Below are 14,092 nucleotides of genomic sequence, written 5' to 3'. Positions count from 1 at the left end.
GACTGAAGAAAGTTCTACACTTGCACTTGAGCAATACCCAAGCAAAGCAATTCACAAAACACGGTACTGGCCAACAGCGCTCAAGATTCGTTGCTGAAAACCCCCAACCGATCCATGGCCCGCCTATGATGGACAAAAGAGTCATAAATACTTCTAGGCATCTTCATTCCAGTTGCTTTAGTCGTTGTGGCCCATTGCAACAGGTCATTTTTTCTTCAGGGCAAACTTTTGTCGCGTTTTACCTATGCTTGATCTCACTTCCTACAAATCCGTTGAAAAATGTCTCATTAAAGACCCCATTATGCTCGCAGCGGAGACCACCTTGCTTGAAGCGGCAAACACCATGGCGAGTTTAAAGCGTACCTGTGAGTTACAAGACAAGACAAGCGATGCCCTAGAGGTCAATAGTAGCCGCGCCAGTTGTATTCTCGTGATGGCAGGCCAGCAATTACAGGGAATTGTGACCGAACGCGACCTCTTGAAATGGGTCATCCTGGATCAAAATTGGCAGCAGATCACCCTAAAGCAAATTATGACGACCCCTGTCATCTCCCTAACTTGGGATCAGTCTTTAACACCCCTGCATATTTCTCAACTGTTGCAAAAACATCGGATTCGTCACTTACCAGTTCTAGACACAGAAGGTAAGCTATTCGGTTTAATCACTCACCGCTTACTGCGTGGTGTCATTGAACCGGTGCATTTGCTGCGCCTGCGATTTGTCAAAGAAGTGATGGTGAGTCGCGTGGTCTATGGTGCCCCCCAACAATCCATGTGGCACTTGGCTAAGGTGATGATGGAATGCCGTGTGGGTTCAATTGTCATTGTTAAACCCCATCCGACCCTCGAACAGGCTTGGTTTCCCCTGGGAATTGTCACGGAACAGGATATTTTACATTTACGTTCCCTGGATGTGGATTTGCAAAAAATCACAGCGGAACAGACCATGACCCGGCCGACCAAAATTGCGGTGCACCGTTCTCTGATCGAGGCCAAACAACTGATGGAACGGCACCAAACCCACCGCTTGATTGTGGTTGGGGAGCACCACGAGCTCCTGGGGTTGGTGACCCAATCGAATTTGTTGGAGGCGATGAACCAAAATGAAATGTACGGGCTTGTGAGTTTTTTAGAGCAGCAGATCAAAGAGCGTACCCAGGAACTAGACCGCCTCAATCAAAAACTTCGTCAAGAGGTGCAGGAACGGAAAAAAGCCGAAAATCGCATTCGTCAACTGTCTCTCACGGATGAATTGACAGGCGTTTACAATCGTCGGGGTTTCTTTATGCTCGTCGAACAGGAATTATCCTTGCTGGAGCGCCAAAAGTTGCCTTTCTCGCTCTTTTTCTTCGATGTGGATAATCTAAAGACGATTAATGATCACCTGGGCCATGGGGTAGGCGATCGCGTCATTGTCGATGCAGCCCAGATTCTGCGGGACAGCTTCCGGAGGGCAGATATTCTGGCCCGGCTGGGGGGCGATGAATTTACCTGTTTTGCGCCGGTAAACCAGGCAGAAGCGGATCTGATTTGCCAACGTCTCCAAGCGGCGATCGCCAACTTCAACCAACAACAACAGCGCCCCTACCAACTCTCAATCAGCACTGGTTACGCCAGTTATACCGAATTTCCAGCCAATGCCTCCCTACGCACCCTGTTGAAACAAGCTGACGAGAAAATGTATCGGAATAAGCGGCAGCGGAAACAAGGACGACAATCTGCCTGTGACGATACCCCCCGCCCCAATACCACAAAACAGAACACAGATCCGGACTATTTGCCTAAACAATCCCTTAACTTGTAGAATTTAAAGTTCTGGAAGCTAACAGATTTCTATAGAAAAAATTATTCTGTCAATATTATGAGTAAGCGTTTACAGGTAGTCCTTAATCAGGACGTGCGCAAGCTAGGCAACAATGGTGACCTCGTTGAAGTTGCCCCCGGCTATGCCCGTAACTACCTCCTCCCCCAAGGCATTGCCTCCCTCGCCACCCCCGGCATTCTTCGCCAAGTTGAACAGCGCCGCGAAAAAGAACGTCAACGTCTGCTTGCAGAACTCCAGGACGCCGAAGCGCGTAAAGTTGCCCTCAAAACTGTGGGTAAACTCATTATCCGTAAGCAAGTTGGTGAAGAAAATCAAATTTTCGGTACCGTAACAACCCAGGATGTGGCCGACGCCATCAAAGAAAGAGCAGGCCAAGATGTAGATCGTCGTGGCATTACGCTCCCTGAAATTGGCAAAACTGGTAGCTACGAAGCCCAGGTTAAACTGCACCCCGAAGTGACCGCAACGGTTCAATTCGACGTAATCCCCCTCTAGATAGCTTTAAATCAAAGGATTGCGGCATTTATTTTTTGTCATCCAATCAAATTGTTAACCCCAGGGGCGAATCATTCTTGATTCGCCTTTTTTTAGTCTCTGGGATGGACAATTGCTCTGTTGTCTAGGGCTTGCCATGGCAAACTCGACTACCGCCTAGAGGCCGCTGGAGTCTAAACTCTGGGCTTCTTCGGAGGTGCTGGGAAGGTGTAAGCCACATTCTTGTTTTAGGCCCCGGAAACGGGTATCCCGTTCGCTTTCATCGCCTGCCATCAAAGGCCGACTAGAGTGCCAATCCCCAACGGTGACATAGCCTTTATCAAAATAGGGATGGTAGGGGAGATCGTGGGCCATTAGATACTCATAAACGTCCTTAGAAGTCCAGGTCAAAATTGGGTGAATTTTGTACTGCTTGCCTTGTTTGGCGACGTAACCGAGGGTCTTGCGGTGGTCGGTTTGACCTTTGCGGAGTCCGGCGAGCCAGGCCTTGGCGTTTAACTCCTTGAGGGCTCGTTGCATGGGTTCGACTTTGCGGATGTAATCGTAGCGGTTAAAGGCTTCGATGTTGTCCTGTTCCCATAGTTTGCCGTAGAGGGCTTCCATCCGCGCGGGACTGAGGGGCGATTGATAGACTTTGAGGTTGAGGTTGAGGCGATCGCCTAATTCTTCAGCAAAGCGATAGGTGGCCTCTGGGAGATAGCCGGTGTCAATCCAAACGACGGGAATATCAGGGATGACCTGGGTGACGAGGTGGAGCATTACCGCCGACTGAATCCCGAAACTGGTGCTCATGATCAGCCCTTCGGGAAAGGTCTGGGACGCCCACTGGACGACTTCAACGGCATTGGCTTCGCTGAGTTTTTCGTTAACGGTCGCTAAATCAAGATCTGGCATCATCCCACCCATTTGAACATCTCCCATTGGCATTGATTGTGCTTGGGGGTTGGCGGTTTGCGCGCGGGGGTTGAGGTGGGAAAGATGCAGTTGTGGCATACTTTTACGGGTAAGTAAGGGTGATTTAGTAAATGGTGCGGTTGACTAGGGGCGATCGCCAAAGATTCGATCCTTTGGGAATTACCAAAAATCAACGCGGCAATGTCGTTACGTCATGAATGCTGGCAAAGAATTAGCCCCATTGTAGTCGAGAAGTTCCCCAATTCTGCTGTGGATTCCCTGACGATCTAACTGGCTTGGCAGGCTTTCATCTGTTGCCGTTGTTGCCATTTTGCCTCAAAGCGCGATCGCCGTTCCGGGGTCAGAGCTTCAATACAGTAAGGGCAAGACACGCCAATCTCATAATCCGCCGACGTTTTATCCTCGGCATCAATGGGATGGCCACAGGCATAGCACAGTTCATAGTGACCCGTTTCTAGGCCATGTTTGACCGTGACCCGTTCATCAAACACGAAGCATTCCCCTTCCCAGAGGCTTTCTGCAACGGGGATTTCTTCGAGATATTTTAAAATGCCGCCCTTGAGATGGTAAACCTCCTGAAACCCTTGGTTTAAAAGGTAGGAAGTCGCCTTTTCACAGCGAATCCCCCCTGTGCAAAACATCGCCACCTTCGCATTTTTCTGGGGGTCTAGATTTTCGGCGACATAATCGGGAAATTCGCGGAAGGATTTGGTGTTGGGGTTAATGGCCCCTTTAAACGTACCGATGCCCACTTCATAATCATTGCGGGTATCCACGAGGGTCACATCCGGATTTTGGATCAAGTCATTCCAATCCTTAGGGTCAATATAGGTGCCGACGGTATTGTTTGGATCAACGTTCGGCTGGCCTAGGGTAACAATTTCCTGTTTGAGTTTGACCTTGAGACGTTTAAAGGGCTGCTTGGGGGCCGTCGAAACTTTGTAGGTGAGATCTGCGAGGCGAGGATCTTGATGCAGAAAGTTCACCATGGCATCGAGGGCTGTTTGGGTCCCTGCAATGGTGGCATTGATGCCTTCGTGGGCCAACAGAATAGTGCCAATGATGTTTTGTTCGTCGGCAAAGTTGAAAATGGGTTGTTGCCGTTCTTTGTAGTCAGGAAAGTCGAAAAATTTATAAAAGGTGATGACAACAAAGTCCTTCATTTGGTCGGTGCCCTCAAACAGCAGACCCTATTTTAGCCTGTGTTTTTGCGCTTTTGAATTTCCCCACCCATAATCGGAGGGGGAATGATATTCTCATTAATCGTGCTTATTCTAATCGGGTTTCGTCATTGATGGTTTTGGACTCTCCCAAGGAGCGTTTAGCTGAATTTTTACGCCTTTTGCCATTTTCTGTGGCGGAATTGCCAGCGGAGGCTTGCTTGGTGGGTGGTGCCGTGCGGGATGCCCTCTTGCAGCGCCAGAGTGATTATATTGATTTTGATTTCGTCGTCCCCAAAAAGGCAGTGGAAACGGCCCGTGCCATTGCAAAAAAATATCAAGCGGGTTTTGTGGTACTCGATGAGATGCGCCAAATTGCCCGGGTGGTCTTCCGGCAGGGGACATTAGATTTTGCCCAACAGGAAGGGGACAGCCTAGAGCGGGATTTGCGGCGGCGGGATTATTGCGTAAATGCGATCGCCTACCATATCCGTTCTGATTGCTTAGTCGATCCCCTCAATGGCCTCGCTGATTTGGAAAATAAGGTGTTGCGGATGGTGACGCCGGAAAATTTGGCCGACGACCCCCTGCGGTTGTTGCGGGCCTATCGTCAGGCGGCGCAGTTGGGATTTTCTTTAGATGCCGACACCAGGGCACAAATTCGCGAGTTGGCCCCTTTGATTAAAAATATTGCAGCCGAACGAATTCAGCATGAGTTGAACTATTTGTTGCACCACCCACAAGGCGATCGCTGGTTAGAGTTAGCCTTTCAGGATGGCTTGTTGGCCCATTGGTTGCCCGCAGCGGATCAAACGAGCTTAGACCGCATGCAACGGTTAACGGCCATTGGTCAAGAATTCGCCGCAGTCTACCCCGAATTTGCCACGGAGACAGCCTGGCTCGCCCTGGGGAAATTGGCCTGTTTGGTGGGCAGCGATCCAGAAAAAGCCCAACAGGCGATCGCCCGCTTGAAATATCCCCGGTACGAACTACGCACCGTCAGCACCGTCATCGAAATGCTCCCCCAACTGTTAGCCAGCCAAGCACAACCCCTGAGCCTGCGGGAACAATACTTTTTCTTCCAAACGGTTAAGGGCGCTTTTCCGATCCTCGCCCTGGTTGCCCGGAGTTTTGGCCTTAGTGCCGCCCCGTTAGCGCCATTACTGCAACGGTATTTCACCGCCCATGATCCCGTCGCCCATCCGGTTTCGCTTTTATCAGGGAAGGATCTCATCCGTGAGTTGCACCTTTCCCCCAGTCCCCAAATTGGCCATCTACTCACCGAAATCCAAGTGGCCCATGTCGAAGGAAAAATTCACACCAAAGCCGAAGCGATCGAGTGGGGGCGATCGCAACTGCACTAGCCACGAAACACAAAAAAATGCAGCCAAGCATTATCCTAGACTGCACTTTCAAATTATGCAATTGTGGGACTGCAATCAAAAATTAAGGGGTGATGTAGCCCAGTTCAGTGAGCTTCGCCATCACTTTTTCGATACTTTCTTCGAGTTCTTCGAGGTCAGTACGGCACTCCACTTCAGGATTGGTGGGCGCTTCATAGGGATCATCAATTCCGGTAAAACCTTTAATTTCACCCGCTCTCGCCCGTTGATAAAGACCTTTAACGTCCCGTCGTTCACATTCTTCGAGGGGGGCATTGACGAAAATCTCGACGAAATCACCAATTCGTTGCCGCACTTCTTCGCGAATTTCCCGGTAAGGAGAAATGGCAGAAACAAAGACAATCACGCCGTTGCGGGTGAGCAGATGGGAAACAAAGCCAATCCGACGAATATTTTCATCGCGGTCTTCTTTGCTAAAGCCTAGGCCCTTGGTGAGATTTGTCCGGACAATGTCGCCATCCAGGATTTCTAACTTACAGCCAGCCGCTTTTAAACGTTCCGCTAGGGCATGGCTAATGGTGGTTTTCCCTGCACCACTCAGACCGGTGAACCAAACTGTGACGCCACGATGCTCCATGTGACTTTTTTCCCTCAGAAACAAAACATAAACAGTTTAATGGGAGAAGGGTTTTTTTGAAATTTATCTCCTCACTGTGGTGCGTTTTGAACCAGATCAGCCGCTTCTTTCGGGATTGTCTTTTGTTGCCGCCGACGGCCGACAGCTACTAATTGTGAAAAAAAGCAAGCTTGGGGTTGCGTCCTGGCCAAAGGGCATTAGGATTGTAGAGATATTTCCACATCTTGAACATGTGGCATCAATCTCGACGCTGCACCATGGGCTGATCGCTAATTTCGGCACGGTTAGGTGACGAGATTCTGATTACAATTAAAAGCAATTTTTCTGCCCCCCTCTTGGTGATATGAACGAACTGCGCACAACTTCCTTGGATTCCCTAGAATCTGATTCTTGGTCTGCTGAAGCAGAGGCTAACCGTCTCATGGATGATGTGTTTGCGGATATCGATCAGCTCTTAGGCGATCGCCAGCCGCCCCAATCTTTTAGGCGATCGCCAGAACCGGAAGTCAGACCGATGCAATCGGTATTAGTCACCCAGGGAGACCTCATGGGGCCGCCTCCTGAAGCCCCCCCCTTTCCACCAGAAGAGATCGACGCAGAATTGGTGGTCAAACGGGGCTGGGGCTATTACACAGAGCGACTTCTATTTATCTGCTCCTGTGCTTCTTTAGTGGGCGGTATTCTGTGGTTAGCGGCGAATGATCAGTTAAAAATGCCGCAATTCCTCAGTCGTTCTACCCCTGCTGCGACGGAGACAGTCCCCCCAGAAAACCCAGAGCCGGGGGCAGAATTTGCCAACTACATTCAGCGAGCGCTCGACAATATTGACCGCCAAGGGGATGCAGAAGCACCAGCATCAGAAGCAAATTCGGGGCCACAGGTCATTGAACGCATCTATATTCCGGTCTATCCACCGAATGCGGGCACCAATGGCAGCGCAAATTTATCCCAGGGTTTAGCCCTCTTACCGCCGCCGCCCAGTGTGGAACCCCCCGTGGCGATCGCCCCCCCACCGCCACCAAAACAAAATTCAGCTCCCTTAGCCATCGTGCCGCCCCCTGCACCCCGTGCGGTGACCCCAACCGTCAACGATGTACCTGCGCCCCCCGCAGCGCCAAAGACGATGTATAGCCTCGTGGGGGTTTTAGAAGCGGGCGATCGCTCCGAAGCTTTATTCAAAATCAATGGCACCACCCAACGGTTCCGTCTCGGTGAAGAGTTGGGTAGTGGCAGTTGGAAGCTGATTGGTGCCCAGAGTAACCAAGTCATCCTGGAGCGGGCTGGTCAGACGCGCACCGTTTATGTTGGTCAGGACTTCCCCAGCAATTAAACTGCTAAAGGACGTTTTTAAGTTTTTGAGGCAGAGATTGTGTTGGCGTTTGGGAATCAACAGCCGATTCGGTTCGGCACAGACGGTTGGCGTGGCATTATTGCGGCGGATTTTACCTTTGAACGGGTGCAACGGGTGGCGATCGCCTCGGCCCATGTTTTAAAAGAAAATTTCGCAGACCAAGCCATTGATAACACGATAATCGTCGGCTATGACCGGCGGTTTCTTGCAGATGAATTTGCCCTTGCCGCCGCCGAAGCGATCCAGGGGGCAGGGTTTCGCGTGCTTCTGGCCAATAGTTTTGCGCCAACCCCAGCCCTCAGTTATGCCGCCCACCACCACAAGGCTCTGGGGGCGATCGCCTTAACGGCCAGCCATAATCCAGCGGGTTATTTAGGATTAAAAGTGAAAGGGGCTTTTGGCGGCTCGGTTTCTGAGGAAATTACGGCTCAGATTGAAGCGCGACTGGAAGCCGAGATTGATCCTCAACATTCAACGACGGGCAGTTTAGATTATTTTGATCCCTGGCAGGACTATTGCGCCGGATTACAGCAACTGGTTGATTTAGAAAAAATTCGCCAGGCGATCGCCGCTGGTCGTCTCCAGGTCTTTGCCGATGTAATGTATGGCGCAGCGGCGGGCGGTTTGACCCAACTGCTCAATGCGGCGATCCAAGAAATCCATTGTGAACCAGATCCTTTGTTCGGCGGCCGCCCACCAGAGCCTTTAGAAAAACATTTGTCTCAACTGCAACGCACCATTCGCGCCGCCCATAATCAAGATTCAGAGGCAATTCAGGTGGGATTTGTCTTTGATGGTGATGGCGATCGCATTGCCGCTGTGGCTGGGGATGGTGAGTTCTTCAGTTCCCAAAAGCTAATCCCGATTTTGCTGGCCCATTTGTCCCAAAATCGCCAATATCAAGGGGAAGTGGTGAAAACCGTCAGCGGCTCTGATTTAATCCCCCGTTTGAGCGAATACTACGGTTTGCCAGTCTTTGAAACACCCATCGGCTACAAATACATTGCCGAACGAATGCAACAGACCCAGGTGCTTCTTGGTGGCGAAGAATCCGGCGGTATTGGCTACGGCCACCACATTCCCGAACGGGATGCGCTGCTGGCGGCATTGTATCTCCTAGAGGCGATCGCCATTTTTGATCAAGACCTCGGCGAGATTTACCAGACCCTCCAAAGCAAAGCTAATTTTTATGGCGCCTACGACCGCATTGATTTACATTTGCGGGATTTCTCCAGCCGCGATCGCCTATTAAACATCCTCGCGACAAATCCCCCCAAGGCGATCGCCAACCGTGACGTAATTCACAGCGACCCCAAAGATGGCTATAAATTCCGCCTTGCTGATCAAAGTTGGTTGCTGATTCGCTTTAGCGGTACCGAGCCTGTACTGCGGTTATATAGTGAAGCGGCCAATCCTGAAGCCGTACGAGAAATCCTGACCTGGGCGCAAACCTGGGCTGAGGCTGCCGACCAAGCCGAAGGTTAGACTAAACAGACAGGGAAGATGAAATATTTCTCCCTGCTCTGCCTGGGTTCACTGCCGAGTTAACGCCTTTGCACTACTGAAAATATGATGTTCAATCGCTCCCTCGCCATTTATTTCACATTAATTTGCGGCAGTTTCGGGATCTGCTCCACGAAGGCGATCGCCCAACCCCAGTGCAACGCTCCCTTAACAGAAATTGTGCCCCAACTCCTGGAAGATCTACCCAGCTATGGTAATCGGGTCATTCAACGGGCGCGTAATTTAGACCGCACTGAAGATAGTTTTAGTTACATTGTCATCGCTAGTCCAGGAAATTTAACTCCTCTGCCCCTCAAAAATCGTCAATATACGCCGACGGTTCCTGATACTACGGAGCAGATTTTTTTCACCACCCTAGAAACCCAATACAACAACAGTCAAAAAATTAGCTTTGAAAACTACTATTGGTTGTTTCTAACCCCTACGAACAATGGTTGGGCGATCGCCAATGTCGTTTCTAGCCTTGCCAATCCTGATCCTAGCCAACCAGCTAACCCTCCCCGTGATGCGTCCCGAGGTTCCGTGGGCCAAGCCACCAAGCTTTGGCTCCGCGATTTCCATGCGACCTGTTCTACCTAGGACTCTTTCTAAGGCGATCGCCACGTTTCTCATCTCAATGACGACGATCATCTCCACAAGAGGTTAGATCATCATTCTTAAAGTCAAAAAAACGCTTATTTTATATAACTATAAAGTATTTTATTTATATATCTAAAGATGCTATGGCTCAGATATCTAACCAAAACTTTATTCAAGACTTATTAATTCAACAAAAAATTACTTTTTTTTAATATTGGATTCTCTTTTTTTTGAAATTTAGCCTGTAAAATGAATGTATGCAAAGACCAGTCCCTTGGTACAGTTAAAAAAAATTAATATTTCGTTTTTGGGGATCTCACTTAATTTTTGATCTAATCTGTGTTCTGAAGTTAAGTGGAAGAAAAAACGAAGGTAGCTTGTTACTTCCATACTTTGCTGCGTCTCCGAAATTAATTGACTTGATTACTCTTTATGCAATGCATTTTTTTAAGATGCAGCTTATTAGTTCGAGTACAAATAAAGGAGAATTGACATGAATAAAATGTTCTTATTTGTCGGCGCTAGTATTTTTGTTCTTTTGGGAAATATGGCACAAGCTAACGAGATGTCACGGACAAAAGAGGCAAAGGGGAAACTTCTGTATATGCAGCCTGCTGGTTATGTTTGTGTAAACAATCCCAGTCCACAATGTGCTTTCCCCATGGAAGCTCTGACAATGGGTATGGGAGGGCAAATGCATGCCTTAGACAGGGAACAAGCCGCAGAACAACATGGGCCAGGCAAGCATCGTCATTTGTCTGAAAATCATCTTTGTTTGAATAATCCAAATCCTGAGTGCGCTAATCCTGTTCAGAGTGCAGATACCCGACAAAATATTCCGCCTCGGCTTAGATAGAGTTCGGTCATCTGGGTAATAAAAAAGCGCCGTCCCTTGAGGGCGGTTTTTATGGTTGATATATGTCTTTGAAATGGTGGATTGCCCTCTAAAAAACAGACTATCCACGCATGAGGAGAAGGTGGATAGTCGAGTTGAAAAAACTTCAGAAATGTCCTATTGATTATGGTGTAAAGTGCCAGTTTTCAAAGGTTTGGGGTCGTGAATTGGGGGGAGTCGGTTCTGGTTTGGGATTGCCCAAGGAAGAATCTACTTCGTGAACTGTTGCGGGGACTGGTTGCGGGTCACCACCAGGATTGGCAATGCCGCCATGATCCTCACAAAGGGCTGGCCCCACGGTGCCGAGGCCACTGGAGCTGCCTGCATAGCTGTGGAGTGTGCCATCTGCACATTCGATGGCCCAGATATCTCTCCCATCTTTGTTATAGAGATAATAAGCGTTCCAGGCTAAAACGGACTGCGGCATTAAGGACAAGGCTACTGCCGGAATCATTAGGAAAGTGAGTGTTTTCATCAGAGGCTACCTCTTTTTATTCAGTTGTAAAACAGTCGATACTGGGGATTAGTTGCGGCGTATTAATCCCGATGCAGTATGACCCAGCGACAAGTGGCTTCAAGGGAGCCGTCAAGTGAAAAGAACTGCTTGATGATATCTGGTGTGGGTCTGTTTCGATCATAACCGACAGAAAAAGCACTAATGGGGCGTCTGTTTCTGGGCGCTTTGCAACTCAACTTTAAATTGTTGTTTCGGTTTGCTACTGGGAAAAGTTTTTTCTTCTATCCTTTGGCCATAGTCCTAATGCTTGGGAGAAAAATTCGATGGCGACAATTCGTGGAAAATTTTGTGCCGGTTTTGCCTTGGCGATCGCCAGTGTGCTCACCCAGCAAGCTCTAGTCAAAGCCCATCCCCCTGAACATTTCTCCCATCCATCTGAGATTGCCCAACAAAGCACTGGTGTAGATTTACCACCGGGGCCAAATACAATGTTACGGGCACCGGTGAGCATGGCAGAAAACCTCGAAGTGATTATCTCAGACGTGATTATTCCGCCGGGGGGAAGCTTGCCCCTCCATTACCATCCCGGTGAAGAATTTATCTATCTGCTCGAAGGCTCTGTGATTCATATCGAAACCGGAAAACCCAACCAAATTCTTGTAGCAGGCGATACCTATGTGATCCCACCCTATGCCCAGCACGCTCCCCAAGGAGGCCCAGAAGGTGGGCGAGCTATTGTCTTTCGGGTGCATGTAAAAGGAGAGCCAGAGCGTATCCTAGTAGAAAGTGAAGAATAAGTTCTCCATCCAGGGGCAAAAATAGCTTGAGATAATGAAATTATTGAATCGATTCATTGGGGGTCTGGTGCTAGTCTGGCTTGCCCAGGGGACCAAAGCCGCAGCCTTTATGACCCACTTAATTCCCGGCCACGAATACCTCACCCTTTTTGCCCTTGAACAATTACAAACAAGCCCCGATCCCCTGACGCGCAACTTCTATGGCACGCCCGTCGGCTCCATTGATCGTCAGGCCCATCCTTTATTTAATGGCAATACCCTGGTGGATTTTCCGGGGCTAGATCGTCCCTTTGCCGAGCAGTTGATGCAAATTTTAGTCGGGCCAGAAGATTGGGAAGTTCTATCTGAAGCGGAACGGGATGAATTATTAGCGGGCATGATTCGCCACGATGACAATCGCTCCCAAATTACAAACTTCACGCGAAATTATCTGGGGAACGCCCAAGAAGAATCCGTCAGCGCCCATGAATCCTGTGGGTTATCCCATAATTTCATCAAAGACACCATTATCCATGGCGTTGCTTCCATGGCCGGGCCATTGTCTCCGCCGCCAGACTCCGAAAGTTTCGAGCAGCGACACCGAAAAATGACGGGTATCAAATTTATCGGGGCCGCCCTCCATACTCTGCAAGACTCTTTTTCTAAGGCCCATACCCAAAGACACCCGGACACATGGCTCATCGAAGATATTTGTAGTTATCGCTTTGCCTACTTTGGCCGCAATGAACCTTCTGGCTATTCGGTGGGCTGTGTCCACACCCATTTTCCCTTTGAGGAGGATTTTGGTGGTGGGTCGTTATTAATCGATGATCAGGTGTGGGACCGGGGTCAAACGGGCTGTGAAATAGGAGCAGACGGTCAATTGATCAAAAGTTTTGCTTGCCTAAAGGATGAGACCAAGATGGCCGTGGTGGTCACGCGGGATTTGCTGGCATTATTGGTGCCTTTTTTGAACCACGCCCTCTGGCACCAAGAGGTTTTACAGACTGAGCTAGAAACGACCTTGATGGATTTTTTGCAGACTTATCACCCAGACCCGGTGTTAAGGGCAGCCGACCAGGGGATTATGAGCTGCAATCGCCTGGTGGATTTTTCACCCCACACCCGTTTCGATGCCTACCCCCCAGAAATTCAACCCGTTACAATCGACTTTGAACCAGTGCCGTTCCAGCAAAATTTAATGGAGATATTTTTGAATGACCTTTAAGCTCGATAGCCTGCCTTCACAACAAGGCAAAAAAGCCATCGTTACCGGCGCAAATACAGGGCTTGGCTTTGAAACAGCCCTCGGTTTGGCAAAAACAGGCTGTCATGTGATTTTGGCCTGTCGGGACATGGACAAAGCAGCGGCGGCCGCAACTGAGATCCGTCAGCAGATCCCCGACGCTAACGTGGAGACAATGGCGTTAGATCTGAGTCAATTAGCCTCTGTTAAAGAATTTGCGACAGCCTACCGTCAACGGCATCAAACTTTAAATCTCCTCATCAACAATGCGGGCATTATGTTCCCTCCCTATAGCCAAACGGTAGATGGTTTTGAAAGTCAGTTTTGTGTGAATTATTTAGGCCATTTCCTCTTAACGGCGCTCTTAATTGATCTGATGCCCGACACCGCAGAATCACGGGTTGTTTCGCTCAGTAGCAACGCCCATAAATTCGGCAAAATTAATTTTCAAGACCTTCAATCCGAGCAAAACTATTCGGCGACAGCGGCCTATGGCCAGAGCAAGTTGGCTTGCTTACTGTTTGCGGTGGAGTTGCAACGGCGGCTAGCAGCAAAAAATAAAAACATTCTCTCGGTGGCGGCTCACCCAGGCATCGCCCCCACGGAACTTGGCCGCTACATTCCGGCATTTTTAGCGGGCCTGATCCGTTTGATTTTTGTGCCTTTCTTCGCAAATTCCGTCGAACAAGGCGCGTTACCCACCCTGATGGCCGCCCTCGAACCCACGGCAACCGGAGGCGACTATTTTGGCCCCCAGGGCTTTGGGGAGATGTCCGGCAAACCAGGGCGCGTTGAGAAATCAGACCAAGCCAAAGACGAGGCGATCGCCAAACAATTATGGGAGACTTCTGAAACGCTGAGCAACTGTCCATTGACGATCCCAGACTAA

At 49.5% G+C, this 14,092-nt stretch carries 14 protein-coding genes; 10 read left to right on the top strand and 4 right to left on the bottom strand.

What is annotated here, in order from left to right; genetic code table 11:
• Nucleotides 1-244 precede the first annotated feature (244 nt).
• A complete protein-coding gene (locus AWQ23_RS07685; protein WP_062434074.1) occupies nt 245-1,804 on the top strand; it encodes a diguanylate cyclase in 1,560 nt (519 codons plus the stop codon).
• A gap of 57 nt (nt 1,805-1,861) precedes the next feature.
• Nucleotides 1,862-2,320: a 50S ribosomal protein L9 gene (gene rplI / locus AWQ23_RS07680; RefSeq protein ID WP_012307112.1), complete on the top strand. Its 459-nt coding sequence runs from the start codon at nt 1,862-1,864 to the stop codon at nt 2,318-2,320.
• A 156-nt stretch (nt 2,321-2,476) separates the two neighbouring features.
• On the opposite strand, the gene cysH is transcribed toward rplI, so the two are convergent.
• The gene (cysH, locus tag AWQ23_RS07675) at nt 2,477-3,226 is read right to left on the bottom strand and encodes a phosphoadenosine phosphosulfate reductase (RefSeq protein ID WP_012307111.1); all 750 of its coding nucleotides are present in this window, start codon (nt 3,224-3,226) and stop codon (nt 2,477-2,479) included.
• A gap of 275 nt (nt 3,227-3,501) precedes the next feature.
• The gene (locus tag AWQ23_RS07670) at nt 3,502-4,398 is read right to left on the bottom strand and encodes a rhodanese-related sulfurtransferase (RefSeq protein WP_062434072.1); all 897 of its coding nucleotides are present in this window, start codon (nt 4,396-4,398) and stop codon (nt 3,502-3,504) included.
• A 131-nt stretch (nt 4,399-4,529) separates the two neighbouring features.
• On the opposite strand from AWQ23_RS07670, the gene AWQ23_RS07665 reads away from it, so the two are divergent.
• Complete coding sequence (locus tag AWQ23_RS07665; protein WP_062434068.1) at nt 4,530-5,759, top strand: CCA tRNA nucleotidyltransferase; 1,230 nt, start codon at nt 4,530-4,532, stop codon at nt 5,757-5,759.
• A gap of 82 nt (nt 5,760-5,841) precedes the next feature.
• Here AWQ23_RS07665 and cysC read toward each other — a convergent pair whose 3' ends face one another.
• Nucleotides 5,842-6,375, bottom strand: coding sequence for an adenylyl-sulfate kinase (gene cysC, locus AWQ23_RS07660; RefSeq protein WP_030007136.1), 534 nt, complete (start codon nt 6,373-6,375; stop codon nt 5,842-5,844).
• Between the two features lie 343 nt (nt 6,376-6,718).
• On the opposite strand from cysC, the gene AWQ23_RS07650 reads away from it, so the two are divergent.
• The 4 genes from AWQ23_RS07650 to AWQ23_RS07635 all read left to right on the top strand — a co-directional run bounded on the left by AWQ23_RS07650 (nt 6,719) and on the right by AWQ23_RS07635 (nt 10,685).
• On the top strand, nt 6,719-7,705 hold the full coding sequence (locus AWQ23_RS07650) for a hypothetical protein (RefSeq protein WP_062434062.1): 987 nt from the start codon (nt 6,719-6,721) through the stop codon (nt 7,703-7,705).
• Nucleotides 7,706-7,747: 42 nt separating this feature from the next.
• The gene (locus AWQ23_RS07645; protein ID WP_062436585.1) at nt 7,748-9,211 is read left to right on the top strand and encodes a phosphoglucomutase/phosphomannomutase family protein; all 1,464 of its coding nucleotides are present in this window, start codon (nt 7,748-7,750) and stop codon (nt 9,209-9,211) included.
• 84 nt (nt 9,212-9,295) lie between these two features.
• On the top strand, nt 9,296-9,829 hold the full coding sequence (locus AWQ23_RS07640) for a hypothetical protein (RefSeq protein WP_071884912.1): 534 nt from the start codon (nt 9,296-9,298) through the stop codon (nt 9,827-9,829).
• 493 nt (nt 9,830-10,322) lie between these two features.
• The gene (locus AWQ23_RS07635; RefSeq protein WP_030007142.1) at nt 10,323-10,685 is read left to right on the top strand and encodes a hypothetical protein; all 363 of its coding nucleotides are present in this window, start codon (nt 10,323-10,325) and stop codon (nt 10,683-10,685) included.
• 163 nt (nt 10,686-10,848) lie between these two features.
• Here the strand turns inward: AWQ23_RS07635 and AWQ23_RS07630 are convergent, their stop codons facing one another.
• On the bottom strand, nt 10,849-11,199 hold the full coding sequence (locus tag AWQ23_RS07630) for a hypothetical protein (RefSeq protein ID WP_157072200.1): 351 nt from the start codon (nt 11,197-11,199) through the stop codon (nt 10,849-10,851).
• A 305-nt stretch (nt 11,200-11,504) separates the two neighbouring features.
• On the opposite strand from AWQ23_RS07630, the gene AWQ23_RS07625 reads away from it, so the two are divergent.
• The 3 genes from AWQ23_RS07625 to AWQ23_RS07615 are packed head-to-tail and all read left to right on the top strand — an operon-like array spanning nt 11,505 to nt 14,092.
• Complete coding sequence (locus tag AWQ23_RS07625; RefSeq protein ID WP_052349666.1) at nt 11,505-11,978, top strand: cupin domain-containing protein; 474 nt, start codon at nt 11,505-11,507, stop codon at nt 11,976-11,978.
• A gap of 34 nt (nt 11,979-12,012) precedes the next feature.
• A complete protein-coding gene (locus AWQ23_RS07620) occupies nt 12,013-13,185 on the top strand; it encodes a hypothetical protein (RefSeq protein ID WP_062434053.1) in 1,173 nt (390 codons plus the stop codon).
• Nucleotides 13,175-14,092, top strand: a complete 918-nt coding sequence (locus tag AWQ23_RS07615) for an oxidoreductase (protein WP_062434050.1) — start codon at nt 13,175-13,177, stop codon at nt 14,090-14,092. The genes AWQ23_RS07620 and AWQ23_RS07615 overlap by 11 nt, the downstream gene beginning before the upstream one ends.

The sequence above is a fragment of the Picosynechococcus sp. PCC 73109 genome, from assembly GCF_001521855.1.
Lineage (GTDB): Bacteria > Cyanobacteriota > Cyanobacteriia > Cyanobacteriales > MRBY01 > MRBY01.
This window is presented reverse-complemented; position numbering and strand designations above follow the sequence as displayed.